General features: G+C 65.0%; 24 protein-coding genes. 12 read left to right on the top strand and 12 right to left on the bottom strand.

Annotated features, from left to right (window positions below; translation table 11 throughout):
- Positions 1-102: 102 nt before the first annotated feature.
- From FG93_RS07165 to gloB, 3 genes are read right to left on the bottom strand one after another with little or no spacing between them, the layout of a single operon-like run.
- Positions 103-864, bottom strand: a complete 762-nt coding sequence (locus tag FG93_RS07165; protein ID WP_052513455.1) for a GNAT family N-acetyltransferase — start codon at positions 862-864, stop codon at positions 103-105.
- A complete protein-coding gene (locus tag FG93_RS07160) occupies positions 864-1,328 on the bottom strand; it encodes a cupin domain-containing protein (RefSeq protein WP_043233243.1) in 465 nt (154 codons plus the stop codon). Before FG93_RS07160 ends, FG93_RS07165 begins: the two co-directional genes overlap by 1 nt.
- A gap of 3 nt (positions 1,329-1,331) precedes the next feature.
- Positions 1,332-2,096, bottom strand: coding sequence for a hydroxyacylglutathione hydrolase (gene gloB / locus FG93_RS07155; protein WP_043233241.1), 765 nt, complete (start codon positions 2,094-2,096; stop codon positions 1,332-1,334).
- A gap of 159 nt (positions 2,097-2,255) precedes the next feature.
- On the opposite strand from gloB, the gene FG93_RS07150 reads away from it, so the two are divergent.
- The 4 genes from FG93_RS07150 to FG93_RS07135 all read left to right on the top strand — a co-directional run bounded on the left by FG93_RS07150 (position 2,256) and on the right by FG93_RS07135 (position 6,824).
- Entirely contained in the window at positions 2,256-3,023 is a 768-nt protein-coding gene (locus FG93_RS07150; RefSeq protein WP_052513466.1) for a class I SAM-dependent methyltransferase, read from the top strand.
- 98 nt (positions 3,024-3,121) lie between these two features.
- Positions 3,122-4,075: an acetyl-CoA carboxylase carboxyltransferase subunit alpha gene (locus tag FG93_RS07145; RefSeq protein WP_043233240.1), complete on the top strand. Its 954-nt coding sequence runs from the start codon at positions 3,122-3,124 to the stop codon at positions 4,073-4,075.
- A gap of 168 nt (positions 4,076-4,243) precedes the next feature.
- Positions 4,244-5,674 (top strand): murein L,D-transpeptidase family protein, encoded by a 1,431-nt coding sequence (locus FG93_RS07140; protein ID WP_152579345.1) that lies wholly within the window; start codon positions 4,244-4,246, stop codon positions 5,672-5,674.
- 226 nt (positions 5,675-5,900) lie between these two features.
- The gene (locus tag FG93_RS07135; protein WP_052513453.1) at positions 5,901-6,824 is read left to right on the top strand and encodes a TorF family putative porin; all 924 of its coding nucleotides are present in this window, start codon (positions 5,901-5,903) and stop codon (positions 6,822-6,824) included.
- 159 nt (positions 6,825-6,983) lie between these two features.
- On the opposite strand, the gene secA is transcribed toward FG93_RS07135, so the two are convergent.
- Entirely contained in the window at positions 6,984-9,761 is a 2,778-nt protein-coding gene (gene secA, locus FG93_RS07130) for a preprotein translocase subunit SecA (protein WP_043233294.1), read from the bottom strand.
- Positions 9,762-10,111: 350 nt separating this feature from the next.
- Between secA and FG93_RS07125 the strand changes: the two genes are divergently transcribed.
- The 4 genes from FG93_RS07125 to mutT all read left to right on the top strand — a co-directional run bounded on the left by FG93_RS07125 (position 10,112) and on the right by mutT (position 13,895).
- Entirely contained in the window at positions 10,112-10,972 is an 861-nt protein-coding gene (locus FG93_RS07125) for a peptidylprolyl isomerase (protein WP_043233239.1), read from the top strand.
- A gap of 172 nt (positions 10,973-11,144) precedes the next feature.
- Complete coding sequence (argJ, locus tag FG93_RS07120) at positions 11,145-12,395, top strand: bifunctional glutamate N-acetyltransferase/amino-acid acetyltransferase ArgJ (protein WP_043233238.1); 1,251 nt, start codon at positions 11,145-11,147, stop codon at positions 12,393-12,395.
- Positions 12,376-13,302 (top strand): DMT family transporter, encoded by a 927-nt coding sequence (locus tag FG93_RS07115; RefSeq protein ID WP_043233236.1) that lies wholly within the window; start codon positions 12,376-12,378, stop codon positions 13,300-13,302. Before argJ ends, FG93_RS07115 begins: the two co-directional genes overlap by 20 nt.
- Before the next feature lie 188 nt (positions 13,303-13,490).
- Positions 13,491-13,895, top strand: a complete 405-nt coding sequence (mutT, locus tag FG93_RS07110; protein ID WP_043233234.1) for an 8-oxo-dGTP diphosphatase MutT — start codon at positions 13,491-13,493, stop codon at positions 13,893-13,895.
- 19 nt (positions 13,896-13,914) lie between these two features.
- Here the strand turns inward: mutT and FG93_RS07105 are convergent, their stop codons facing one another.
- The 7 genes from FG93_RS07105 to aztA are packed head-to-tail and all read right to left on the bottom strand — an operon-like array spanning position 13,915 to position 19,322.
- On the bottom strand, positions 13,915-14,343 hold the full coding sequence (locus tag FG93_RS07105) for a GNAT family acetyltransferase (RefSeq protein WP_043233233.1): 429 nt from the start codon (positions 14,341-14,343) through the stop codon (positions 13,915-13,917).
- Positions 14,340-14,660 (bottom strand): hypothetical protein, encoded by a 321-nt coding sequence (locus FG93_RS07100; RefSeq protein WP_043233232.1) that lies wholly within the window; start codon positions 14,658-14,660, stop codon positions 14,340-14,342. Before FG93_RS07100 ends, FG93_RS07105 begins: the two co-directional genes overlap by 4 nt.
- Before the next feature lie 3 nt (positions 14,661-14,663).
- The gene (locus tag FG93_RS07095) at positions 14,664-15,671 is read right to left on the bottom strand and encodes a WD40 repeat domain-containing protein (protein WP_043233230.1); all 1,008 of its coding nucleotides are present in this window, start codon (positions 15,669-15,671) and stop codon (positions 14,664-14,666) included.
- 14 nt (positions 15,672-15,685) lie between these two features.
- Positions 15,686-16,648, bottom strand: a complete 963-nt coding sequence (locus FG93_RS07090) for a GTP-binding protein (RefSeq protein ID WP_043233229.1) — start codon at positions 16,646-16,648, stop codon at positions 15,686-15,688.
- A gap of 42 nt (positions 16,649-16,690) precedes the next feature.
- Positions 16,691-17,641, bottom strand: a complete 951-nt coding sequence (locus tag FG93_RS07085; RefSeq protein ID WP_043233293.1) for a metal ABC transporter substrate-binding protein — start codon at positions 17,639-17,641, stop codon at positions 16,691-16,693.
- A 37-nt stretch (positions 17,642-17,678) separates the two neighbouring features.
- Positions 17,679-18,554: a metal ABC transporter permease gene (locus tag FG93_RS07080; protein ID WP_043233228.1), complete on the bottom strand. Its 876-nt coding sequence runs from the start codon at positions 18,552-18,554 to the stop codon at positions 17,679-17,681.
- 24 nt (positions 18,555-18,578) lie between these two features.
- Positions 18,579-19,322 carry a zinc ABC transporter ATP-binding protein AztA gene (aztA, locus tag FG93_RS07075; protein WP_081881360.1) on the bottom strand — a complete coding sequence of 248 codons (744 nt, stop codon included), beginning with the start codon at positions 19,320-19,322 and terminating at the stop codon, positions 18,579-18,581.
- A 286-nt stretch (positions 19,323-19,608) separates the two neighbouring features.
- Between aztA and FG93_RS07070 the strand changes: the two genes are divergently transcribed.
- On the top strand, positions 19,609-19,857 hold the full coding sequence (locus FG93_RS07070) for a hypothetical protein (protein WP_043233225.1): 249 nt from the start codon (positions 19,609-19,611) through the stop codon (positions 19,855-19,857).
- 12 nt (positions 19,858-19,869) lie between these two features.
- On the opposite strand, the gene FG93_RS07065 is transcribed toward FG93_RS07070, so the two are convergent.
- Complete coding sequence (locus FG93_RS07065; RefSeq protein WP_043233291.1) at positions 19,870-21,489, bottom strand: glucan biosynthesis protein; 1,620 nt, start codon at positions 21,487-21,489, stop codon at positions 19,870-19,872.
- Between the two features lie 237 nt (positions 21,490-21,726).
- Here FG93_RS07065 and FG93_RS07060 point away from each other — a divergent pair, with 237 nt between their 5' ends.
- From FG93_RS07060 to FG93_RS07050, 3 genes are all read left to right on the top strand, one after another.
- A complete protein-coding gene (locus FG93_RS07060) occupies positions 21,727-22,695 on the top strand; it encodes a TAXI family TRAP transporter solute-binding subunit (RefSeq protein WP_043233223.1) in 969 nt (322 codons plus the stop codon).
- Between the two features lie 122 nt (positions 22,696-22,817).
- The gene (locus FG93_RS07055; protein ID WP_043233221.1) at positions 22,818-25,127 is read left to right on the top strand and encodes a TRAP transporter permease; all 2,310 of its coding nucleotides are present in this window, start codon (positions 22,818-22,820) and stop codon (positions 25,125-25,127) included.
- The gene (locus FG93_RS07050; protein ID WP_043233220.1) at positions 25,124-25,489 is read left to right on the top strand and encodes a DUF1850 domain-containing protein; all 366 of its coding nucleotides are present in this window, start codon (positions 25,124-25,126) and stop codon (positions 25,487-25,489) included. The genes FG93_RS07055 and FG93_RS07050 overlap by 4 nt, the downstream gene beginning before the upstream one ends.
- Position 25,490: the final 1 nt, after the last annotated feature.

Raw genomic sequence — 25,490 nt, 5'->3', positions numbered from 1 at the left:
GGATCCTGGGGACGGCAGCAGACCGGCGTCCTCCCTGACCGCAGCGTGTCGATATCCAGGTCTCTCTTCGGTCGCCCGGAGGTAGGCGGCCAAGGCGCACCCTCATTCCAGGATGCGCGTCTCGTAGGCGTAGAGCCGGCGAAAGCCGAGGCTGGCATAGAGGCCGATCGCGACCGCGTTCGTCTGGTCGACCTGCAGATAGGCGCGGTCGCAGTCGAGCAGCCGCGCCCAGGCCATCAGACCGGAGACCATGCGCCGGCCAAGGCCCTGTCCGCGGTGACCGGCGTCGACGACGATCGAGCCGATCTCGGCCATGCCGCGCTCCGCGACACCCATGCCATAGGCCACCGGCTCGCCGCCATGGAACAGCGTGGCGAAAGCCGCTGGCAGGCGTACCCTCTCGACGATCGCCGCCAGCTTGGTTTCGCTGCGTCTCGACCCGATCTGATGCGACGTCACTCCCGCAATCCAGTCCCGGCTCGGACGCGCCTCGATCTGAAGCGCGGGTTCGACCTCCGGCGGCTTCCCGTCGAGATCGGCGATCAGCCCAAAGGACGCATCCTTCAGTCGGTAGCCGCGGGCTAGGATGCGCTCGCGCGTCGCTGCCGAGATCAGCGGGGTCAGCCTGACGCAGGGCGGGAGACCGTCCGCCTTGTAGAAATCCTCGATCAGTTCGAGGGTCGCATCGTCGAGTTCGGCCTCCGGCTTCAGGGGCGAGGCGGAATTCGCCCGGCCGGAATAGCCGTTGGCGAAGCGCACCACCCAGTCGCCGATCAGCAGGGTCGAGGGAGCCGGCCAGGCGTTGACGATGCGCCTTTCACATTCGACGACGCTTGCCGGGTCGTGCGGAGCATCAGCGATCATCAGGCGCCTCGAGCCGCGCGAGGCTGAGGCCGCCAGCCCGGTGGCGCCATCTCGAAGCCGGAGAAGTCGAACCCGGGCGCGACCGTGCAGCCGACCAGTGTCCAGGCGCCGAGCGAGGTCGCGCTTTGCCACCAGCCGGTCGGCACCACGAATTGCGGGCGCTGCCCGGCCAGGAGGTCGCGGTCGATATGATGCGCCGAGGCATCATGGCCGTTTGGCGACACGCTGATCACCAGCGGTGCACCGGCATAGTGGTGCCAGATCTCTGCGGCATCGACCCGGTGCCATTCCGATGTCTCGCCGGTGTCGAGCAGATAGTAGATCGCCGTTGAAAAGCCGCGCCCCGGCGGTCCTGCCTCGTCGCGAAAGGTCTCGCGATAGTGCCCGCCTTCCGGATGCGGCTTGAGCTCGAGCAGGCGAATGATTTCTGCCGCACTCAACCCGTCGAGCCGGTTCATCGTCATCGCTCAGAACCTGTTCTTGGCTTCACGAAGCGCAGCGAAGACCTGGCCGGGTTCACCCCCGGGAAGGCCGGCCGAGGTTGCGAGCGCGGTTTCGCTGGCACGGAAGAAGGGATTGGTGGCCTTTTCCTCGCCAATCGTGGTCAGCGCCCAGAACCGCCCGGCCGCCTTGGCGGCCTCGGCCTCCGCGAACCTGGCTTTCAGCACGGCATTGGCGGGATCCACCGACATCGCGAAACGGGCATTGGCGAGGGTATAGTCGTGCCCCGTGATCAGCTGGGTGTCGTCGGGCAGGGTCATGATCCGTGACAGCGATGTCCACATGGCGGGCAGCTGCCCGGGCTGAACGCGCCCGCAGCCCATGACGAAGACGACATCGCCGACGAGCGCAAGCCGGGTCTGCTCGCCGACAAGGGTGAGATGGCCGTCGGCATGGCCAGGCGTGTGCCAGACGTCGAAGACGAAGCCTCCGAGTGGAACGCGGTCACCTTCGCCGACGATGGTGTCGACGGGGGCCACGCCCCGGGCGTCCGAGGGGCCGTAGACTGTCGCGCCCGTCGCTTGCTTGAGCTCGGCGACGCCCTGGACATGGTCGAAATGGGAATGGGTTATGAAGATGTCGGAGATGACCCAGCCCTTCTCCTCGGCTGCGGCCAGAACCTCCCGTGCATCGGGGACGTCGACCGCCGCGCAGGCATGGGTCGCGGGATCGCGAATCAAGGCGCCGGCATTGTCGCTCAGCGTGCGGAAGACATGGATGTCGAGGGACATGGAAGGCTCCTGGCGCGGGAAGCGAAGGATAACCGCCGGGAGGCGATCAATGCATCATGAATTGGGGCATGACCGGCACGCGATCAAGCATGTTGAGTGATACGGGGGACAGCGCCCTGCGCCCTTGCGTCGGCGCCGTAGCCGGTCCATTTCATGCTCATGGCTCTCGACGTCGTCGATCTTCGCGCCTTCTATGCCAGTCCCCTAGGCCATGTCGCCCGGCGCTTCATCGGCCGGGCCATGCTGCGTTTCTGGCCGGATTGCGGGCGCCAACGTCTGCTCGGCCTGGGTTTTTGCACTCCCTACCTGACGGTGCTTGGCGCCAACGCCGAGCGCGTGCTCGCCTTCATGCCGGCGGCGCAAGGCGTGGTGAACTGGCCGTCGGACGGTCTCTCGGCCTCGGCGCTGGTCGAGCCGACGCTGCTGCCCTTGCCAACGGCCTCGGTCGACAGGGTCGTGCTGGTTCATGCTCTCGAGGAGACGGAGAGCCCTGACGACCTGCTCGACGAGGTGGCGCGCGTGCTCAGCCCTGGCGGCCGCATGCTCGTCGTTGCGCCCAATCGCCGTGGCCTCTGGGCCCGGATGGACGGGACGCCCTTCGGTCACGGACGCCCGTTCAGCCGGTCACAGCTCGAATCGCTGATGCGCGGCGCGACCTTCGCTCCGGAAAACTGGACGGAGGCGCTCTACGTGCCACCGCTCAAACGAAAACTGTTCATGCGCTCGGCCCCAGCCTGGGAGCGGGTTGGCTCGGGGCTGTCGCTGCCCTTCGCCGGCGTCCATGTCATCGATGCGACCAAGCAATTCTATCGCCGGGCGCCGCTGCGCGCGACGCGGCGCAGCTTTGCCTTTCGCCCTGTTCTGCTGCCCCAGCCCACCCCCACGCCGCGACTTGGCGAACCGCCGGACAGGCGGCCTGCGGGTTGACAATCGCAGCGTGGCACGGCCAAGGTCCGCCGCTTTTCGGGGCCCGGTCTTCCGTCTCCCCATGCGGATCGACGGCCCCGCCCCAGAACTGGATCACAATGCGTAGCTATCTTGATTTCGAGAAACCGGTCGCCGAGCTCGAGGCGAAGGCGGATGAGTTGCGTGCCCTGGATGCGAAGGGGGACGGCTATTCTCTGTCAGAGGAGATCGGAAAGCTCGATGCCAAGGCGAGCCAGGCGCTCAAGGACCTTTATGGCGCCCTGACGCCCTGGCAGAAGACGTTGGTCGCGCGGCACCCGCAGCGACCGCATTTCATTGATTACTGCGCTGCGCTGATTACTGAATTCACGCCGCTCGCGGGTGACCGCGCCTTCGGCGAGGACGAGGCGATCGTCGGCGGTTTCGGGCGCTTCCGCGGCCAGCCGGTTTGCGTGATGGGGCAGGAGAAGGGCAACAGCACCGAGACCCGCATCCGGCACAATTTCGGCATGCCGAAGCCCGAGGGCTATCGCAAGGCCGTGCGCCTGGCCGAGCTTGCCGACCGTTTCGGCCTGCCGGTGCTCAGCTTCGTCGACACGGCCGGCGCCTATCCGGGGATCGAGGCCGAGGAGCGGGGGCAGGCGGAAGCGATTGCACGCTCGACCGAGGCGTGGCTCGGTCTGCGCAGCCCGAGCGTCGCGCTGGTGATCGGCGAGGGCGGTTCAGGCGGCGCCATCGCGATCGCAGCCGCGAGTCGCGTGATCATGATGGAACATGCGATCTATTCGGTGATCTCGCCGGAAGGCGCGGCCTCGATCCTCTGGCGCGATACGGCGCGGGCCCAGGATGCCGCGACCGGCATGAAGATCACGGCTCAGGACCTCCTGAAGTTCGGCATCATCGACCGCATCGTCAGCGAGCCCACTGGCGGCGCACACCGTGATCCCGAGATGGCGATTTCGCGCGCTGGCGAAGCGATTGCAGCCGCTCTGTCCGATCTTGCGGGGCTCACTGCCGAACAGATGGTCGCCCGGCGCGAGGAGAAATTCCTCGCGATCGGCCGCAGTCTTTGAACATCGCGACCCAGCTGTTTACGCTTCCTTTACCGTATGGCCAGATGTGACCCCCCTGTGGTAAGGAACGGTCAAGCCTAACGCTTCACAACCATGGTGAGCGGCACGATTTTGCCGTCTTGAGCATACAAGGTCGGCGACGACCGCTTGATCGATGGGATCGACGACGTGGCAGCAAGACACTTCGCCCTCGTGGCGCTCGTTGCTTTGACCCTGGGCGCCTGCGAAGAGGAGCGGTATCGCGGCTCCGCGCGCCACAACATTCCGATCCCGTCGGCGACCTATGCACTGATGTCCCAGAAGGGCATGAGCAAGGATCAGCCGATCCTGATCCGCTCCTACAAGAAGGAGTCGGAGCTCGAGGTCTGGAAGCGCAAGGGTGATGGCCGCTACGAGCTGCTGAAGACCTACCCGATGTGCCGCTGGTCCGGCCAGCTCGGTCCGAAGGTCCGCGAGGGCGATCGTATGGCGCCCGAGGGCTTCTATGCCATCACCCCGGGGCAGATGAACCCGAATTCGTCCTATTATGTCTCGTTCAACATGGGCTATCCGAATGCCTATGATCGGTCGCACGGTCGCACCGGCGCGCATCTGATGGTGCATGGCGCCTGCTCCTCGGCGGGCTGCTATTCGATGACCGACGATCAGATCGGCGAGATCTATGCGCTGGTGCGCGAGGCACAGGGCGCCGGCCAGAAGGCCGTGCAGATGCAGGCCTTCCCCTTCCGGATGACGCCGGAAAACCTTGCCAAGCACCGGCTCGACTCCAATATCGCCTTCTGGAAGAATCTGAAGGAAGGCTCGGATTATTTCGAGGTCGCCAAGGACGAGCCGAGTGTCGGTGTCAGCGGTGGCCGCTACGTCTTCAACGGCGGCAATCTCGGCGGGGCCGTGGCGCAGAAGCGCCAGCAGGATGACGTCCAGGTTGCGGCGCTGGTGGCCAAGGGCACGCCGGCGGTGAAGCTGATCTATGATGACGGCGACCAGCACAACTCCTTCAAGCAGACGCTCGTCGCGGGCGGTTCCGATTCGCTGAACAAGTCGGCGTCCTGGGCTTCACGGGATGTCGGCGTCAGCCGCCCCGACGCGCTGACCGTTGGCCCGCGCGTCGTCGTGCTGGATGACAAGGGGCGCACCAAGGCAACCGTGCGGGCGGCTTCGGCCGACAATGAGGCCATCCTTGCGGCTGTCGCCTCCGCGCCGGCCGAGGTGGCGGCAACGCCGGCCGCTGCTCCCGCAGTGGCGACCAAGCCCGCCGCTGCGCCGGCCGCTGCTTCTGCGGCGACCCAGGTGGCCAAGGTCCTGCCGAGTGCCGCCCAGCAGGCACCCGTCGTTGCCAGCGCGGTGCCAGCGGCCCCTGTTGCGAGCACCGTCGCTGATAACCGCTCTTTCTATCAGCGCGCACTGAGCTTCGTGCCCTTGATCGGCGGCTCGGCACAGCCTGCTGAGGCGCCAGTGGCTGCACCCGTCGCTTCCGTCGTCCCGGCAAAGCCGACCAATGTGCGCACGCCGCTGCCGCCCCGTCGGGCAGACACGCTACGCACGACGCAACTCGACCAGTCGACCGCGGCCTATTCCAGCCAGTCCGCGACCCGCTGAGCGCCCTTTGTCACGCGTTCGACGCGTGACAAAAATATCACCAGATCTTGGCTTCGTTGCAGAAGCTCATTTTGAAATCGCAGATGCCGTCCAACAGGCGGCTTCTGCGATTTTCTTATGCAGGATGCTAAAAAGCTCGTCTTGCTGAGAATCCGGTTCCATCGGCCTGATTGGGGCAGAAACGCGGCAATTCGCGCGCGGTTTCTGTCCTTTGACGGAGCTACTGATGGTTCTCGATCTGATACGTATCCCGGCGACTGGCGCGGCCCTGTCGCTCGCCATGTTTGCAGGTGCGGCCCAGGCGTCCGATCTGCCAAGCAAGAAGGGCGCGCCGCCGGTGCCGCTTCCGCCGAGCATCACCTGGATCGATGCTGCGGTCAGCATCAAGGGCGTCACCGACTATAATTTCCGCGGCATTTCGCAGACGGACCGCAAACCCGGTGCTCAAGGCTCGGTCGAGCTGCAGTTCTATGACAACCTGTTCTATCTCGGCGTCTTCGGCGCCAATGTCGATCTCGCGACCAGCCCGTCCGCCGAGATCGATTTCTTCGGCGGTATCCGTCCGAAATTCGGCCCGGTCAGCTTCGATCTGGGCGTGATCCAGTATTACTACCCGGGCGAGAAGCGCTTCGTCGACGGGCTCGGCGTGATCTGGACGCCGCGCAACACCGACTTCACCGAACTCGTCGGCAAGGTTTCCTATAACTGGGAGGACAAGGCTACATTCGGCGCCAATGTCTTCTATGCCTGGGACTGGCTCGGCACGGGCGCGACTGGCACCTACGGCTCGCTGACGGCCAAGTACAATCTGCCCTTTCTCGAAGGTCTCTCGGTTTCTGGCGAGTTCGGCCGCTACTGGCTCGGCACCACCAGCACCAACATCGCCTTCCCGACACCGATCCGGCTGCCCGACTACAACTACTGGAATGTCGGCCTGTCCTACACCTACAAGAACCTGACCGCTGACGTCCGCTATCACGACACCAACCTGTCGAAAGCCAACTGCTTCCTGCTGACCTCCGAGCCGCGCGGGATCAACCGGGGCAATGCAGGCGGCGGCTACACCTCGAACTGGTGCAACCCGACCGTGGTCGGGACGCTCTCCTTCGACATCACCGCGAGCAGCGTCGGGATCTTCGCGCCGAAGTGACACTCCGATCATCTGACCTTCTGTGTTTGCATCGGCTTTCCCGAAAACCGAAATCCACTTTTCGGGCCGATGCTTTGGCGCTCCTGCAGAACAAACGAAGAGGGCCGCTCGTGAGAGCGGCCCTTTTTTCATGTCCGATGATCGGAGCCGCCAGCGGCGTCAGGCAAACTGCCCGTGGCAGTGCTTGAATTTCTTGCCGGAGCCGCACGGGCAGGGCTCGTTGCGGCCAACCTTGCCCCAGCTCGACGGATCGGCCGGATCGCGGTCGGCGACCGCGACATCGCCTTCTTCGACCGCAGCATATTGCAGGCCGCTGCCGCCGTAATCGCCGAAAGCCGGAGCAGGCAGGGTATCCTGGGGCGGCAGGGTGCCATCCTCCGGCTGATCGAAGCGGACCTCGATCCGCATCAGGTTGCCGGTGACCTGCTCGCGCAGATGGCCGATCAACCCGTCGAAGAGTTCGAAGGCTTCCTGCTTGTACTCATTCAGGGGGTCGCGCTGGGCATAGCCGCGCCAGCCGACGACCTGGCGGAGATGGTCGAGCGTGACGAGATGCTCGCGCCAGAGATGGTCGAGTGTCTGCAGCAGCACCTGCTTCTCGACATAGGTCATGACCTCGTCGGTGTTGCGGGCGGTGCGGTCGGCATAGGCCTGGTCGGCCTGGGTGCGGATGCGCTCGCGGAGTTCCGCATCCGCGATGCCTTCCTCCTTGGCCCAGTCCTCGATCGGCAAATCGAGATTGAGGAAGTTATGGACGTCCTCGCGCAGGCCGGCAGCATCCCATTGCTCGGCATAGGCGTCCTCGGGGATGCGGCGGGTGACGACATCCTCGACGACGCCGTGGCGCATGTCGTCGATGGTCTCGCGCACGCTCGCCTGGCGCATGAAATCGCGGCGCTGCTCGAAGACGACCTTGCGCTGGTCGTTCATGACGTCGTCGTATTTCAGGATGTTCTTGCGGATGTCGAAATTGCGCGCCTCGACCTTGCCCTGTGCCTTCTCGACGGCCTTGTTGATCCAGGGATGGACGATGGCCTCGTCCTCCTTGAGGCCGAGCTTCTGCAGCATTCCGTCCATGCGGTCGGAGCCGAAGATGCGCATCAGATCGTCCTGCAGCGACAGGAAGAACTTCGAACGGCCCGGGTCGCCCTGGCGGCCGGCACGGCCACGGAGCTGGTTGTCGATGCGCCGGCTCTCATGGCGCTCGGTGCCGACGATGTAGAGTCCGCCAGCCTTGAGCACGCGCTGCTTGAAGTCGGCGACCTCAGCGCGGATCGCCTGGGCCTTCTCGTCACGCTCGGCCCCTTCGGGCATGTCGCGCAGATCGTGCTGGATCCGCATCTCGGCATTGCCGCCGAGCTGGATGTCCGTGCCGCGGCCGGCCATGTTGGTGGCGATGGTGATCGCCCCCGGGGCGCCGGCCTGGGCGACGATATAGGCTTCCTGCTCGTGGAAGCGGGCGTTCAGCACGGCAAAATACTTGGATGGCTTGCCCTGGCGGGCCGCCGCATAGATCGGCTCCAGTGCATGAGGAGCGCTGAAATCGATCTGCTTGAAGCCTTCCTTGATCAGCATCTCGGCGACGAGCTCAGAGCGCTCGATCGAGGTCGTGCCGACCAGCATGGGTTGACCGTTGTCCTGCGAGGCCTTGATCTCGCGGATGACGCCGCGGACCTTTTCCTCGAAGGTGCGATAGACCTCGTCATCCTCATCGAGACGCGCGACGGGGACATTGGTCGGGATCTCGATCACTTCCAGCTTGTAGATCTGGAAGAACTCGTCAGCCTCGGTCGAGGCCGTGCCGGTCATGCCGGCGAGCTTGGCATAGAGCCGGAAATAGTTCTGGAAGGTGATGGAGGCGAGCGTCGCGTTCTCGGGCTGGACGGTGACGTTCTCCTTGGCCTCGAGAGCCTGGTGCAGGCCCTCGGAGTAGCGCCGGCCGGGCATCATGCGGCCGGTGAACTCGTCGATGATCACGACCTCGTCGTTGCGGACGATGTAATCCTTGTCGCGGGTGAACAGCGAGTGGGCGCGCAAGGCCTGGTTGACGTGGTGGACCAGCGTGACGTTGGCGGCGTCGTAGAGATCGCCCTCCTTCAGCAGATCGGCCTGGCGCAGCAGTTCCTCGATATGCTCGTTGCCGGCCTCGGTCAGGGAGACGGCGCGCTGCTTCTCGTCGACTTCGAAATCGGTCTTGACCAGCGAGGGGATGAGCTTGTCGATCGCGACATAAAGATCGGACTTGTCGTCGAGCGGTCCGGAAATGATCAGCGGCGTGCGCGCCTCATCGACCAGGATCGAGTCGACCTCGTCGACGATCGCGAAGTGATGGCCGCGCTGCGACATCTGCGCGACCTCGTACTTCATGTTGTCGCGCAGGTAGTCGAAGCCGAATTCGTTGTTGGTGCCGTAGGTGATGTCGCAGGCATAGGCGCGCTGACGTTCGTCGTCATCGATGCCATGGACGATGATGCCGGTGGTCAAACCGAGGAAGTTGTAGAGCTTGCCCATCCATTCGGCGTCGCGGCGGGCGAGGTAGTCGTTCACCGTGACGACATGGACGCCCTTGCCTTCGAGTGCGTTGAGATAGGTCGGCAGGGTCGCGACCAGCGTCTTGCCTTCGCCGGTCTTCATTTCCGAAATCGCGCCCTCGTGCAGCACGATGCCGCCGATGAGCTGGACATCATAGGGCCGCTGGCCGAGCACGCGCTTGGCGGCCTCGCGCACGGTTGCGAAGGCCGGCACGAGCAGGTCGTCGAGCTTGGCGCCATTCGCCAGCTGCTGGCGGAACTCCTGGGTGCGGGCCTGCAGCGCCTCGTCGCTGAGGGCGGCGACTTCGTTTTCGAGTGCGTTGATCGCGGCGACGCGAGGGGCATAGCCCTTGACGCGCCGGTCATTCGACGAGCCGAAGAGTTTCTTTGCGAGCGCGCCAAGCATGTCTGGCCTTCTTTCGGTGCCTGGCTTGCGACAGCGCATGGTCATCATCCTGCGCCGACGGAAGCCGGATTATCTCAATTCGACCGCGTGTTTAGACGCGTGCGGGTGCGGGGTCCAGCGTCGCTTTTGCCGGAGCCGGCGCGCTGATCGTGAGGCATCGCTCGCCGGGATGTGGGGTTTTGCACCGCAGGTGCCAAGGGCATCGGTGGCGGGGATGTAAAAAGCTCGTGCGGATTACCGAAAAGCAACGTTCGGGCAACCTCTAAGTGGCTCAATCGCCTTGCCTTCGCCGTGTTCAACTGGCAGTGGAGCGCCAGCATTATTCTGGACATCAGCGAAAGGCCGTCCCGATGAAATTGTCCCGTTTCGCCATGCTGCCGCTTGGGCTCGCATTGGCCGGCGCACCGATGCTTGCCCTGCCGGCCTTCGCACAGGCGGACAAGGTCGTGGCCAAGGTCGACGGAATCGCGATTACCGAGCGCGACATGACGCTCGCCGGCGAGGACCTGGCCGAGCGTCTCGCGCAGCTTCCCGAGGACCGCAAGCGCGACGAGCTGATCAACTACCTCGTCGACCTCAAGCTTGGGGCCAAGGCTGCCGTTGCCGCCAAGATCGCGGAAGGGCCGGATTTCGCGTCGCGCCTCGCCTATTACCGCGAGAAGGTGCTGCTCGACGAGTATCTGACGCGCGAGGCCAAGAAGGCCGCAACCCCGGAAGCGGCGAAGAAGCTCTTCGAAGACACCGTCAAGGCCATGGCTCCCGAGGAAGAGGTGCATGCGCGCCACATCCTGGTCGAGGACGAGGCCAAGGCCAAGGATGCCGCGGCACGGGTGAAGAAGGGCGAGGATTTCGCCAAGGTCGCAGCCGAGCTCTCCAAGGATCCGGGTTCGGGCAAGGAAGGCGGCGACCTCGGCTGGTTCACCAAGGAGCGCATGGTTCCGCAGTTCTCCGAGGCCGCCTTCAAGCTCGAGAAGGGACAGATCTCGGAGCCGGTACAGAGCCAGTTTGGCTGGCACGTCATCAAGGTCGAGGACAAGCGTTCCAAGCCCTTGCCCAAGTTCGAGGAGGTCAAGCCGCAGATCGACCAGTATCTCGAGCGCAAGTCCCAGCAGGACATCGTGCTGGCGCTGCGCGAGAAGGCCAAGGTCGAGCGGCTGGACAAGCCAGCCGAGAAGCCCGCGGACAAGCCGGCCGAGCCGAAGAAGCCCTGAGCGGCTGATCCTTGCGCTCCGTTCCCGGGCCTGGCCCGGGAATTTCAGAGAGAATTGTTACGTGATGCCCGGGTCAAGCCCGGGCATCACGCGTTTGGGCTCTGCATTTCGGACCCTTGTCTTCCGACCGCGGCTGCGGCACATCGGACGCCTCGTTTCAGGAGACGCTTCGATGGCTGGCAAGGATGTTCCCGTTTCCCCGCTCGCGCCGAAGCGCCAGCCAAAGGTTCCGGCCGTGCCGGGCGTGCGCTTTGCCACCGCCGAAGCGGGCATTCGCTACAAGGGGCGGACCGATGTGGTCTTCATGCTGCTCGACGAGGGCACGCAAGCCGCCGGCGTCTTCACCCGCTCGAAATGCCCCTCGGCGCCGGTCGACTGGTGCCGCGAGAACCTTGCGCAGGGCAAGGCGCGCGCGATCGTCGTCAATTCCGGCAATGCCAATGCCTTCACCGGCCTCAAGGGCCGCGATTCCGTCAAGCTGACCGCCGAGATCGCGGCGAAGGCGGCCGGCTGCAAGCCGCAGGAGGTCTTCATCGCCTCCACAGGCGTGATCGGCGAGCCGCTGGACGCGACCAAGTTCGAGGGCGTGCTGAAGGACTGTGCGTCCCGCGCGGCAGACGGCCCGTGGGTCGATGCGGCCAAGGCGATCATGACCACCGATACCTTCCCGAAGGCGCTGGCGCGCAAGGCGAAGATCGACGGGCACGAAGTCGTAATCGCGGGTATTGCCAAGGGCGCGGGCATGATCGCGCCCGACATGGCGACGATGCTCTCCTTCGTCTTCACCGACGCGCCGATTGCCGCGCCGGTGCTGCAGGCGCTGCTCTCCAAGGGCGTCAAGGGTTCGTTCAATGCCGTCACGGTCGACAGCGACACCTCGACCTCCGACACGCTGATGCTGTTCGCCACGGCGAAGGCGGCGGCGCGCGGCGTGCCCATGATCACCGAGCTCAATGACGCGCGCCTTTCCGGCTTCAAGCGCGCACTCAATGCGTTGCTGCTCGAGCTGTCCCATCTCGTCTGCAAGGATGGTGAAGGTGCGCGCAAATTCGTCGAGGTGCGGGTCACCGGTGCGACTTCCGCACGCTCTGCCAAGCGCGTTGCGCTGTCGATCGCGAACTCGCCGCTGGTCAAGACGGCGATCGCTGGCGAGGACGCCAATTGGGGCCGCGTCGTCATGGCCGTCGGCAAGGCGGGCGAGCCGGCCGACCGTGACAGGCTCGACATCTCCTTCGGCGACATCACGGTTGCGAAGCAGGGCGCGCGCGCACCGTCCTATGACGAGACCGCCGTCTCCGATTACATGAAGGGCGACGACATCGTCATCACGGCCGATCTCGGGCTGGGCCGGGGCAAATCCACCGTCTGGACCTGCGATCTCACCAAGGCCTATGTCGAGATCAATGGCGATTATCGCTCCTGAGGCGACCGCTCCGGCTGAACCCAGCCGGAGCTTCATCGTCGGCAACCTGTTCCTCTGCTCCTTCTTCTGGGGCTGCAGTTTCCTGTTCATCAAGCTGATGAGCGGTGAGGTGCCGCCGCTGGCCGTCGCGGCGGGGCGGGGTCTGCTCGGGGCAACTGCGCTGGCCCTCTGGGTGAGCGTCCTCGGGCAGAGCCCATTGCCACGACGGCATGAACTCCGGCACTGGCTCGTGCTCGGCACGACCAATGGCTGGGTACCGAATGTGCTCGTCGCCTATGCGCTGACGCAGCTCGCCAGCGGGCCTGCCGCGATGATTCAGGCCGCCGGACCGTTGGTGACCGCGATCTTCGCGCATTTTCTCTTCGCGGAGGAGCGACTCTCCGGCCGTCGCGTCTTCGGCGTGCTGCTCGGGATGGTCGGCGTCGCGATCCTGATCGGACCACGTCTGGTCGCAGGTGGTGGGACGGCCTATGGCGTCGCTGCCATGGTCGGTGTGATGCTGGCCTATGCTGCCGGGAATCTCTACGTCCGTGCCGTGCCTGCACCTGCCGGAGATCCTGCGCGACTCGCGCTCGGCCAGCAGGTCGTCTCCGGGATCGTCGCGCTAGGGCTGACACTCGTCATCATCGGGCCCGTCGGGTTGCTCCCGATCCAGAATCACGTGCCTGTCATGCTCGCGCTCGGTGTGGCCTCGACGGCCATTCCGATGGCGATCTTCATGAAGCTGATCCGTGCCGCCGGTCCGACGCGGGCGGCCATGACCGGTTATCTCGTTCCCACCGTTGCAACCGTCATGGGTGTGATCGTTCTTGGGGAAACGCTGGAACTACGGCAGCTCGTTGGCGGCTGCATCATCCTTGCCGGGGTGTTTCTGGTTTCGACAGCACGACGGGTGAAGGCGGCGTGAGGCGCATCCGGGGCTGGCGCATGCCCTGATTCACGGGCCCGAATGCCACCATCCAGATGATCGGGGCGAAGCGGATGGGCTTCCCGCGCAAGCGGTTCGGTTCAAGCGGTTCGGTCTATGACATGGCCACGGTTATCGGTAAGGAGCGCGAGACCATTCTCACCATCGCCTCCAGGACCTGAGCCTTCGTGAAACTGCTTCTCGTCGTCGCCTGCGCACTGATCGATTCCGACAATCGCGTCCTCGTCACGCAGCGTCCGGAGGGCAAGTCGCTTGCCGGGCTGTGGGAATTCCCGGGCGGCAAGCTCGAAGCGGGCGAGCGGCCGGAGCCGGCGCTGATCCGCGAGCTCTCCGAGGAACTCGGCATCAGCGTGAAAGAGGACTGCCTGGCGCCCCTGACCTTCGCGAGCTACGCCTATCCGGAATTCCACCTGCTGATGCCGCTCTATATCTGCCGGCGTTGGGAAGGAGCGGTGGTCTCTGCCGAAGGCCAGGCGCTGAAATGGGTGCGGCCGGGCAAGCTGCGGGACCTCGCCATGCCGCCGGCCGACGAGCCGCTGATACCGCACCTGATTGATCTTTTGGGGGCGTGACGGGCTGTTCGGAGCCGCCTCAGAGCGGCGTGAGGACCTTCTGGAAGCAGGTCGACTGGGTGTCGGTATAGCCGAGATGCTCGTAGAATCGCTTGACCTTGGTGTTGTCGCCGCGGACGAGCAGGTTCAGCTTCCACACCCCACGTTCGGCGAGCCAGCGCTCGGCTGCGGCCATGATGGTCCGGCCCAGGCCCTTGCCCTGATGCTCCGGATCAGCCGCGACGTAGTAGACCCATCCGCGATGCCCGTCCTCACCGACCATCACCGTCGCGACGATCGTGCCGTCCAGCACTGCGACCAGGACGGTCGAATGCGGATCGCGGCGAGCAAAGGCGATATCGGTTTCAGGGTCGTTCCAGGGGCGCGCGACGCCGGCGGCACGCCACAGCGCGCTGACCTGTTCGACGTCATCATCGCTGATATCGCGGATCAAGGGCGAGTTCGTCACGCGCTATCCCTCGGTTCAGGATCTTGCTGCGCCGCGCGATCCGCGGCCAATTCCAATGCCGCGATCAAGGCGTCTCGCGTCAGTTCCGCCATCGGCATCTGTGCCTTGTAGGCTCTGGTCTTCTCGCCGGGGTTCATCACCAGGATCACCGTCTCGGTGCCGGGGCAGGCCGGGTCCGCACAGAGGATCTCGTTGACGGCGATCGCGGCCTGCTCTGGCAGGCCGAGCAGCTCCCGGGTCTCGGCCTTGATACGGGTGGCGGCTTCCGAAGCGACGGCCTTGCTCGCCTTGCCCTTGCCGAAGAGGCCGAAGCGCATCGCTCAGGTCGGCAGGGTCAGAACGCCGGCCGCGCCATCCTCGGCGCCGAAAGCGAGGCGCTTGCCGAGCTTGTCCCAGGCGAAGGCGGTGATGCCACTGGCCTTGAGCGGCGGGCGCACCAGCAGTTCGGAGGCATCGGTTAGCCGGACCAGCAGGATGCAGCCATCGTCATAGCCGACGGCCAGAACCAGCGCCTTGGGATGGAAGGCGACGCGGGTGACCTTGGCGTGGCGCGCGCCGCATTCGCGCGGCGCCTTGCCGGTCGGACCTTCGCCCTGGAAGGGCCAGATGATCGCCGCATCCGCGCCGCTGGAGGCGAGCCAGAGCCCGTCCTGCGACCAGGACAGCGAGCGCGGCTTTGCCGGATAGCCTGTCATGCGCATATGCGTCGGCTTGTCGCCGAGGCGCCAGCCATGCAGGGCGTTCTCCTGCATCGAGGAAACGACGAAGCGGCCGTCGGTCGACCAGGTGACGTCGAGATGCGATCCCTTCCATTCTAGGAAGTCGGGCTTCGCTTCGGTGTTCGGATACCAGAGCGAGACGCCGTTCATCTGTGCGACCGCGAGCCTGTATCCCTTCGGTGCAAAGACGAGGCCCTGCGGCGTCGAGGCGAAGTCGAAGGAACGGAGCCTGCCTTTGTCGTCGCGGGCATGGACGGTCTTTCCGGTGTTCCAGGAAAGGCCGCCCGAGCCTGAGAGCGTCACGGCATCGATCCAGCGCCGCTTCGGATCGCGATAGATCTCGGTCGGCTCGCCCTCGGCCAGCGTGGCGACGACGCGCCCGTCATCGCCGCCGCTGATCAGGCGCTCGCCATCGGAGCAGGCGGTGAGGATGCCGCCCGCATGGGCAGCGACGCTTTCGGTCTCACCGTCACGCCAGCGCAGCACGCGCCCATCGGCGAGCGCGAATGCCAGCGTCTGCTTGAGCCATGAAGCGGAGACGACATGTTCGCCGGCCTCGACCGGGACGACATGCTCGCGAAGCGAAACGGGTTTTGTCTGCTTATCCATGACGTGGCTTTAGCTCACGCCGCGCAGGCCATAAACCCCTTGCGCAACTCGTTCTCGTCGAGATCGCGTCCAATGAAGACGAGACGCGATTCCCGCTTCTCGTCTGCCTTCCAGTCGCGCTGCAGATCGCCGTCGAGAATCATGTGCACGCCCTGGAATACGAAGCGGCGCGGCTCGTTCTTGAAGGACAGGATGCCCTTGGAGCGCAGGATGTTCGGGCCCTGCGCCTGTGAGATGTCGTTGATCCAGGGCATGAACTTGTCGGGGTCGACATCGCCGGCGATCGTGAACGACATCGAGCGCACGTCTTCGGAATGATGATGGTGATGGCCGGACTCGAGGAAGTCGGGCTCGATGTCGAGAATCCGGTCGAGATCGAAGGCATTGCGATCGAGCAGCTTGTCGATCGCGACGTCGCAGCGGGTCGCCTTGTGCAGCTTGGCATAGGGATTGATGGCGCGGATCGCCGCCTCGACGCCGGCCAGTTCCTCGGCCGTGACCAGATCGGTCTTGTTGAGAATGATGACGTCGGCGAAGGCGATCTGGTTCTTCGCCTCGGGAGCATCCTTCAGGCGGTCCTTCAGCCATTTGGCGTCGGTCACGGTGACGACGGCGTCGAGCTTGGTCGCATCGCCGACATCCTGGTCGACGAAGAAGGTCTGGGCGACGGGCGCCGGATCGGCGAGCCCGGTTGTCTCGACAATGATCGCGTCGAACTTGCCCTTGCGCTTCATCAGCCCGTCGAGGATGCGGATCAGGTCGCCGCGGACGGTGCAGCAGATGCAGCCGTTGTTCATCTCGAAGATTTCCTCGTCGGCGCCGACGACGAGGTCGCCATCGATGCCGGCCTCGCCGAACTCGTTGACGATCACCGCAAATTTCTTGCCGTGGTCTTCGGTGAGGATGCGGTTGAGGAGCGTGGTCTTGCCGGCGCCGAGATAGCCGGTGAGCACGGTAACAGGGATCTTTTCAGACATGGGACGACCTGATTGCTGCCGAGTGCCGCTCGCGAGCGCAGCTTACGCTGCGCCTGTGCCGAGCGCCTTTTCGATCTGCCTTATATTGTGTCGCATCATCTCGATGTAAGTCCCGGCAGGGCCGGAAGCGTTCGAGAGCGCGTCGGAGTAGAGCCGGCCGCCGATATTGGCTCCGGTCTCGCGCGCGATCTGCTCGATCAGCCGCGGATTGGTGATATTCTCGAGGAAGACTGCCGGAATTTTCTGCGCCTTCACCTGGCGAATGATGCGCGCCACGTCCTTGGCAGAAGCCTCCGCCTCGGTCGAAACACCCTGCGGCGCCACGAATTCAATGCCATAGGCCTTGACGAAATAGCCGAAGGCATCATGCGACGTGATGGCCCTGCGCCGGTCGGCCGGAATACGGGCCACCGCAGCCTGGATCTCGCTTTCAAGTGCGTCGAGCTTGCCGAGATAGGCCGCGGCATTGGCCTCGTAGGCCGCCTTGCCGGCAGGGTCGGCTGCGCTCAGCGCATCGCGGATATTCGCGATATAGAGCTTGGCGTTGGCCACGCTCTGCCAGGCGTGCGGATCGTCCGCGCCTGCGTGATCATGCCCGCCCGACTTGCCGTGCTGGTCCTTGCCGTGGTCGTCGTCCTTCAGCTTCAGGGGGGAGATTCCCCGCGTTGCCGTCGCGATGGTTGCGCTCGTGCCGGAGGATTTGATCAGCCGGGACAACCAGCCTTCGAATTTCAGCCCGTTGATCAGGACCAGCTTCGCTGCAGTCATGCTCTTCGCATCGGCCGGCGTCGGCGAATAGACATGCGCATCGCCATCGGGTCCGACCAGCATCGTCACCGCGACGCGTTCGCCGCCGATCTCCTTGGCGAAATCGCCAAGGATGGAGAAGCTCGCCACGACCGGCAGTTTCTCCTGCGCGCGCGCCATCAACGGCACGGCCGACAAGGCTAATCCCGCGGTGAGCCCGGCGATGACGTGACGACGATTCAACATGCGGCTCTCCAGCAGATAATGAAACACTATAACATCACTAGCGCTGGAGATGCGAGCGAGGCAAGAGCCGACGCGCGAGCCCGCCCTGCGTGCCGAACAGGAGTGAGCCGAGATAGAGCGCACCGGCGGAGAGAATGACGGCCGGTCCCGCGGGAAGATTACTGCCGGCTGAGTAGGACACGACCAGCCCGGCATAGCCGGACAGGATGCCGAAACCGGAGGCGAGCAGGATCAGTCGCGTGATATCGGCAGTCCAGAATCGTGCTGCGGCGGCCGGCAGCATCATCAGACCGACCGCAAGCAGGGTGCCGAGCGCATGGAAACCGGCCACCAGATTGAGCACGACGAGGCCAAGGAAGGTGAGATGCACGACACCGCCGGAGCGGCTGACCGAGCGCAGGAATCCCGGATCGACGCATTCGAGTACGAGAGGGCGATAGGCCAGCGCCAGCGTGATCAGGGTCAGTGTCGCAACGCTCGAAAGCAGCAGCAGCACATCGTCATCGAGCGCCAGCACATTGCCGAACAGGACATGGAAAAGGTCGACCGCCGAGCCGCGCAGCGAGACGATGGTGACGCCGAGCGCCAGCGAGATCAGGTAGAAGGCGGCAAGCGAGGCGTCTTCCTTCATCACGGTCAGCCTTGCGACCGCGCCGGCCGCTAGCGCGACGGCAAATCCGGCGGCCAGACCGCCGACGGTCATGGCCGGCAGCGAGAAACCCGCGACGAGATAGCCGATTGCCGCGCCGGGCAGGATCGCATGCGCCATGGCATCGCCGGTCAGGCTCATGCGTCGCAGCATCAGGAAGACGCCGATCGGCGCACCGGAGACGGCGAGCGCGACGACGCCGACCAAGGCCCGGCGCATGAAGTCGAACTCGGCGAAGGGGCCGATGAAAATATCGTGGAGCATCGGCGTGCCAGGTTTGCGGAAGGTTCAGGCCGCGTCGCGGTTGCAGGCGGGGGCATGGCTGTCGAAAGCCTCGACCATGCGCCGGGCCCTGAGCTGGTTTTCAGGCGTCAGGACGTCGTCGGTCGTCCCCCAGGCTACGGCCTCGCGTGCCAGAAGCAGTGTCTCGGGGAAGGCGCGCCTCACCGTTTCGATGTCGTGGAGGACCGCTACCACGGTGCGCGCCTCACCATGCCAGCGCTGAACCAAGGCGAGCAGATCGGCGGTGGTCCGGGCGTCGATGGCGGTGAAGGGTTCGTCGAGCAGAATGATATCGGCGTCCTGCAGCAGCAGGCGCGCGAAGAGAGCGCGCTGCATCTGGCCGCCGGAGAGATTGGCAATCGGCCTGCGCTCGAAGCCGGTCAGGCCGACGGCGGCGATCGCTTCCTCGATCCTGGTCTTCGCTCCGAAGCCGATGCGGCCGAAGATGCCGGCCTTGCCCCACAGCCCCATGGCGACGAGATCGTAGACATGGATCGGGAAGGACCGATCGAGTTCCGCCGATTGCGGCAGATAGGCGAGGCGCTTGCCGCGGGCGAGCGTCAGGTGACCGTCGAGCGGTGCCAAGGCACCGGCAATGCCCTTCAGCAGCGTCGATTTTCCGGCGCCGTTCGGTCCGACGATTGCGGTCAGGCTTCCGGCGGCGATTTCGCCCGAGAGGTGATGAACCGCCGGGTGGCGGTCATACCCGAGCGTGAGATCATCGAGGCGAATGGCGGGCACGAAGGGCAGCTTTCGTCAGGAGATGACTGCAAGGGTTGCAAGCCAGAGCAGGGCGATGATGCCGAGCGCAAGCCCGAGCCGACCCGCTGCCGAAAGGCGCAGCAAAGACCACCCCGGATCTTCCGAGAGGGCAGTGGCTGCAGGACGGCGGTGAGAGTGGCTCATCGGTGAATGATATAATGTTGCGCGACCTCCGGGGCAAGCGAGATAGCGATTGTTGTCGGCTTCCGGCAGTGGCGTTATCCACCATGGTCAATGGCAGCAGGACTGGAGCGGGCGTGTGAGTGGTGACCGAGTGACCTTCAGAGCCGTCCGTGACGGCGTCGTCACGGAGATTCCGGCAGATGCGATCGAGATCGGCCTCCCCGACGGGCTGAGTTTCCGCATCATGGCCTTTGCTGGCCGCAAGGGCGCCGCCGCGCTGCATATGTCGGCCGATCATCCGGATGCGCCGAGCTTCGACGTGTTCAGCGTCGAGCCTGGCGCAGCCAATACATTGTTCGTGTCCGTGGAGCGGGTGCGGAAACGCCAGATGGAAGGCTGAAGCGGTTCCCGCTCAGAACGGCAGATACTGGTACAGCCAGGTTTCGGTCAGGACGGTGTCGCCGCCGCGCAGGTAGCAGCGCATCTCGACCGGGTCCGTGCCCTCGACTGTCAGGTCGAATTGTGCGCGCCAATGGCCGGGCACATCGTTCGGCACGGCCTCGGCGAAGACATAGGAGAACGAGCCGCGCGAGGCCGAGAGCACGACCTCGGGCTTCACGCCGAAGGGAATATTCTCCAGCACCGGGCCTTTGAACTCGACCATGAACTTGCGCACGCCCTTTGGGCGGGTGGTCCCGGGCTGGCCGCCATTGCCGAGCCGCGTTGCGACGACCCGGCCGAGCGGGGAGGGGAAGGGTTCGTCTGCGAGCCAATGCAGCTTGTAGTGGAACTCGTAGGCGGCACCGGCCTTGGCGGGAGTCTCGGGCACCCACATCACGACGATATTGTCGTGGATTTCGTCGTCGGTCGGGATCTCGATGAGCTGAACGGCGCCCTTGCCCCATTGGCCGATCGTCTCGATCCAGAGGCTGGGGCGACGCTCGTAGAAAACGCCGTCGAGATAATGACCGACTTCGCGGTCGCGCTGCATCAGGCCGAAACCGCGCGGATTGTTGTCGACGAAGGACGAGGCGGTGGTGCGGCTGGGGTTGTTGAGGGGCCGCCAGGCGCGTTCTCCGGAGCCGGTCCAGAGTGCGAGACCGTCGGAATCATGCACCTCTGGGCGCCAGTCGACGGCGGTCGATTTGGCCGTCTCCGAATACCAGTACATCGAGGTCAGAGGCGCGATGCCAAGCCGGGCGACGTCATTGCGCAGGAAGATCGCCTTTTCGATCTCCATGTCGACGCCCTTGCCGCGATGCATGCGGAAGCGATAGGCACCGGCAACGCTGGGGCCGGAGAGCAGGGCATAGACGACAACATACTCGGCCGAGGCCTGCGGCGTCTCCAGCCAGATATGGGTGAAATCCGGAAATTCCTCAACCTTGCCGCCGACGGCCGGATCGATGGCGAGGCCGCGGGCGGACAGGCCATATTGATAGAGCTCGCCAATGGCGCGGAAATAGGAGGCGCCGAGGAAAGCGACCCAGTCGTTCTTCTGCCAATCGAGCTTCTCGCCCTTGCGGCCGGGATGTCCGGAGCGGCTCTCCTGGAAGCGGAAACCGGCGAAACCCGCGCCCGCCGGCAATTGGCGCGCCGGTGAATCCGCCGGCATCTCGAAATAGCTCTCATCATAGACGATCTCGCGCGCCTTGCCGCTGTCGAGGACATGCATGCGCACCGGCTTCTGGAAATAGCGACCGAGATGGAAGAAGGTCACCGGCCAAGGCGAGGGGCCGTTCGCCCACAAGGCCATCTCCGGCTTGAACTTGATCTTGCCATGGGCGTCGTAGTCGATCCGCTCCAGGATATCGGCGCGTGGCGGCGGGGGCGGTGCATAGGGCTTGCCGGCAAGGTCGCGGGCGCGCGCCTTCAGCCCTTCGAAAGTGAATGCCTCCGCCTCGCCGAGCTTCAGTCCCTGCTGTGCCAGGGCCGCCGGGGCGAAGCCGAGCGCGGCGAGCGCCGCCGTGGCGCTTGCGCCGGCGAGCAGCGTGCGGCGGTCCAGGGAGGGCGATTTCGTGCGGGCTTGCATGGTCGGAACGGTCTCGGCGGCTCTCAGGAGGGTCATTGTCCGGGCTAACCTGTCCAATGGACAAGGGCAACCGGTGGCGAGTGGGTGCCGCATGCACCGGAAAAATGGCGAAAGCGTCACGCAGCTGCGGCAGACCGCGCGAAGCGGGACCTTGGTTTGACTTTCCCTTGCCGAGTTGTGTGCTCTACAACCTGTTCAGTCTGGCCGCTCGTGCCGGAGGATATGATGGGAGGTTTTATGACAACGCTGCTTCGCGGCCGGTCGCTGGCCGGTATCGCCACTGCTTTCCTGGTCGCCGTGGCGCCGGCAAGCGTGCGTGCGCAGGATTTCATCAATGTGCTGACCGGCGGTACCTCCGGGGTCTATTACCCGCTCGGCGTCGCGCTCTCGAAAATCTATAGCGAGAAGGTTCCAAACGTCCGCCCGACCGTGCAGGCCACCAAGGCTTCCGTCGAGAACCTGCAACTGCTGCAGCAGGGCAAGGGCGAGATCGCCTTCACCCTCGGCGATTCGCTCGACGCCGCCTGGAAGGGCGACGAGGAGGCGGGCTTCAAGGCGCCGTTGAAGAAGCTGCGCGGCATCACCGCGATCTATCCGAACTATGTCCAGATCGTTGCGTCGAAGGATAGCGGCATCAAGACGCTGGCTGATCTCAAGGGCAAGCGTCTCTCGGTCGGTGCACCGAAATCCGGCACCGAACTGAACGCGCGCGCGATCCTGGCCGCCGCGGGCATGAGCTACAAGGACCTGGGCAAGATCGAATATCTGCCCTTCGCAGAGTCCGTGGAACTCATGAAGAACCGCCAGCTCGACGCCACGCTGCAATCGGCCGGACTCGGTGTCGCCTCGCTGCGGGATCTCTCGACCTCGGTCGAGATCACGGTCGTCGAGGTGCCTGCAGCCGTGGTGGACAAGGCGGGCCCACCCTTCGTCAAGGTCTCGATCCCGGCGAACACCTATAACGGCCAGACCGCCGCTGTGCCGGCTGCTGCCGTGGTCAATTACCTCGTGACCCATGAGGGCATGAAGGAAGAGACCGTCTATCAGATGACCAAGGCGATCTACGAGAACCTCGGTGACCTGACGGCGGCGCATGCCGCAGCACGCGCGATCAAGCTCGAGGCTGCGCTCGACGGGATGCCGCTGCCGCTGCATCCGGGCGCCGCGCGTTACTTCAAGGAGAAGGGCCTGAAGGTCGGCTCCTGAGCCGTTCGGCCCGTTCGACAAAAGTCTTGGGGCGGGGCCGGTTCACCGGCCTCGCCTCTTGTCTGAAGCGCTGCCAGAAAGACCGCCGGATACGAAGCGGTCGGGACCGGGGATTTGCAGTGATGAGCCAGGACCAGAAGAGCCCTCTCGCCGTACCGGATGCCTCGGGGGCGCCCGCTGCGCCGCCGCATGATCCGGAGCATGGCCTGCCCGCGACCTTTGGCAACGGATGGAAGGGCCGCCTGCTGTTCTGGATCGCCGTTGCCTTCTCGGCCTTCCAGATCGTGACGGCCTTCGGTATTCCGCTCGACTTCCGGGTGATCGAGACGGTCAGCTGGCTGACGCCGATCACGCTGATCCGAGCCGGCTTCGTGCTCTGGCTCGGCTGGATCATCCTGTCCGTGCTTCGCGGCCGGGTGATGGGCGAGGCTGTGATCGCTTTCCTGTGCCTGTTCGGGGCCTTCGAGCTCGTCTCGCTCTATACCGGCACGCTGCCGAACCAGGTGTTGCGGACGGTCCATGTCGGCTTCCTCTGCCTGACCGCCTGCGGCTTGCTCGCCAATGCCGATGAGACGTCGCCCGCGGGGCGGACCTTTTGGTGGACGGTTGGCGCGCTCGGCTTCGCCATCGGGCTTTATCATTGGTGGAACTATGTCGAGCTGGTGAACCGCGCCGGCGAGCTCACCCCTCTCGATATGGTCGTCGGCCTGGGGGCACTTGCCGTGCTCTTCCTGCTGGTCTGGCGTGCGATGGGCATTGCCTTGCCGCTCGTGGCCGGCACCTTCCTGGCCTATTGCTTCTTCGGCAACTATCTGCCGGCGCCGTTCGACCATCGCGGCTACAGCCTCGAACAGGTGGTCGAGCAGATGGCGTTCGGTACCGAAGGACTCTACGCAACGCCGACGGCCGTGTCGGCGACCTTCATCTTCCTGTTCATCCTGTTCGGCGCCTTCATGGAACGCGCCGGCGTGATCGACTTCTTCAACGACATCTCGATGGCCCTGTTCGGGGGCAAGCAGGGTGGGCCCGGCAAGGTCTGCGTCGCATCGTCCGCTCTGATGGGCACGGTTTCGGGCTCCGGCGTCGCCAATGTGGTCGCGTCCGGCCAGTTCACCATTCCGCTGATGAAGCGCTCCGGCTTCACCGGGGCCTTTGCCGGCGGAGTCGAGGCGACCTCGTCGATGGGCGGGCAGATCATGCCGCCGGTGATGGGCGCGGTCGCCTTCATCATGGCCGAGACGATCGACGTGCCCTATTCCAAGATCGTCGAAGCGGCGATCATCCCGGCGCTGCTCTATTTCGCCGCCTGCTATTGGGCGGTCCATCTCGAAGCGGGCAAGCTCGGTCTGCACGGTCTGCCGAAGTCGCAACTGCCGAGCGCCCGCGCCGAATTGCGCAAGAACTGGTATCTGATCGCGCCGCTGCTGGTGCTGGTCTATCTCCTCTTCGCGGGGTTCACGCCGCTCTTTGCGGGAGCGATCGGGCTTGTGCTCACCGTCGCGCTGATCCTCGCGCTTGCAATCGCAGCCGGCCTGACCACGCCTGCTTTGCGCATCGTCTTCTGGGTGGGCTTCGCGCTGGTCTCGGCCGCGTCGATGACGATCAGCATGGCGACCGTGCTGATGGTCGTGTTGGGACTTGTGGTCTGGAATGTGTTCCGGGGCGTGTCCGGCCGCGAGGTGCTGAATTCCTGCGTCGAGGCCCTGGCCGATGGCGCGCGTCAGGCCCTGCCGGTCGGCCTCGCTTGCGCGCTCGTCGGCATCGTGATCGGCACGATGACGCTCACCGGCATCGGTACGATCTTCGGTTCCTGGCTGATCGGGATCGGCAAGAGCTCGATGTTCCTCGCGCTGGTGCTGACGATGATCTTCAGCCTGATCCTCGGCATGGGTATCCCGACCATCCCGAACTACATCATCACGTCGTCGCTGGCGGCGCCGATCCTGCTGCAGCTCGAGGTGCCGCTGATCGTCAGCCACATGTTCGTCTTCTATTTCGGGATCATGGCGGACCTGACACCGCCGGTCGCACTCGCAGCCTTCGCGGCAGCGCCGATGGCGAAGGTCTCGGGCATGAAGATCGGTGTGCAGGCCGTGAAGATCGCGCTGCCGGGCTTCGTGGTGCCTTACATGGCGGTCTACGATCCCAACCTGATGTTGCAGCCGGTCGCGGGGCTGAACGGCGCGGCCTATTGGCTGTCGGTCGTCTACATTGTCGCCAAGGCGAGCTTTGCGATGGTCCTGTGGGGCGCGACCGTGGTCGGTTATTTGCGGGCGCCGCTGGCAATGTGGGAGCGCGTTCTGATGGCAATTGCAGCTGCGTTGCTCGTTGCGGCACTGCCGATTACCGACGAGGCCGGCTTCCTGCTCGGCGCGCTGGTGGTCGGCCAGCATCTCTGGCGGGTCCGGACCGCCCGGCAGGCCCCCGCGTGAGTCTGTGCCTTGCGGCCGGTGCACTCGTCGTTGCGCTCGGCGCCGACGAGATCACGCTCGGCTGGCGGCACTCGGTGCAGAAGACGCTGTGGGAAGAGGTCTGGAGGGAGACGCCGGACGGCCTGCTGCTGGTCGAGGCACGCATCGAAGGATCGGGCGCCGGCATGGATCCGCCTGACGGCGCAACGTTGCGCGGCGGCTTCTGGCGCTGGACACCGACCTTGCCGGCACTGACCGAGGTCGTGATGCGGCGCTCCGGCGCGACGGCGGATTGGACGATCTGTGTCGGGGCAGCTTGCCGGCCAATGGGCAACTACCTGCCCGAAGAGGCCGATCCGGTCGTTCTCAGGCGCTGCGGCTGAA

The organism is Allobosea sp. LC85 (assembly GCF_000735605.1).
GTDB lineage: Bacteria > Pseudomonadota > Alphaproteobacteria > Rhizobiales > Beijerinckiaceae > Allobosea.
The sequence above is the reverse complement of the archived record's forward strand: the minus strand, read 5'-3'. Positions and strand labels throughout refer to the sequence as shown.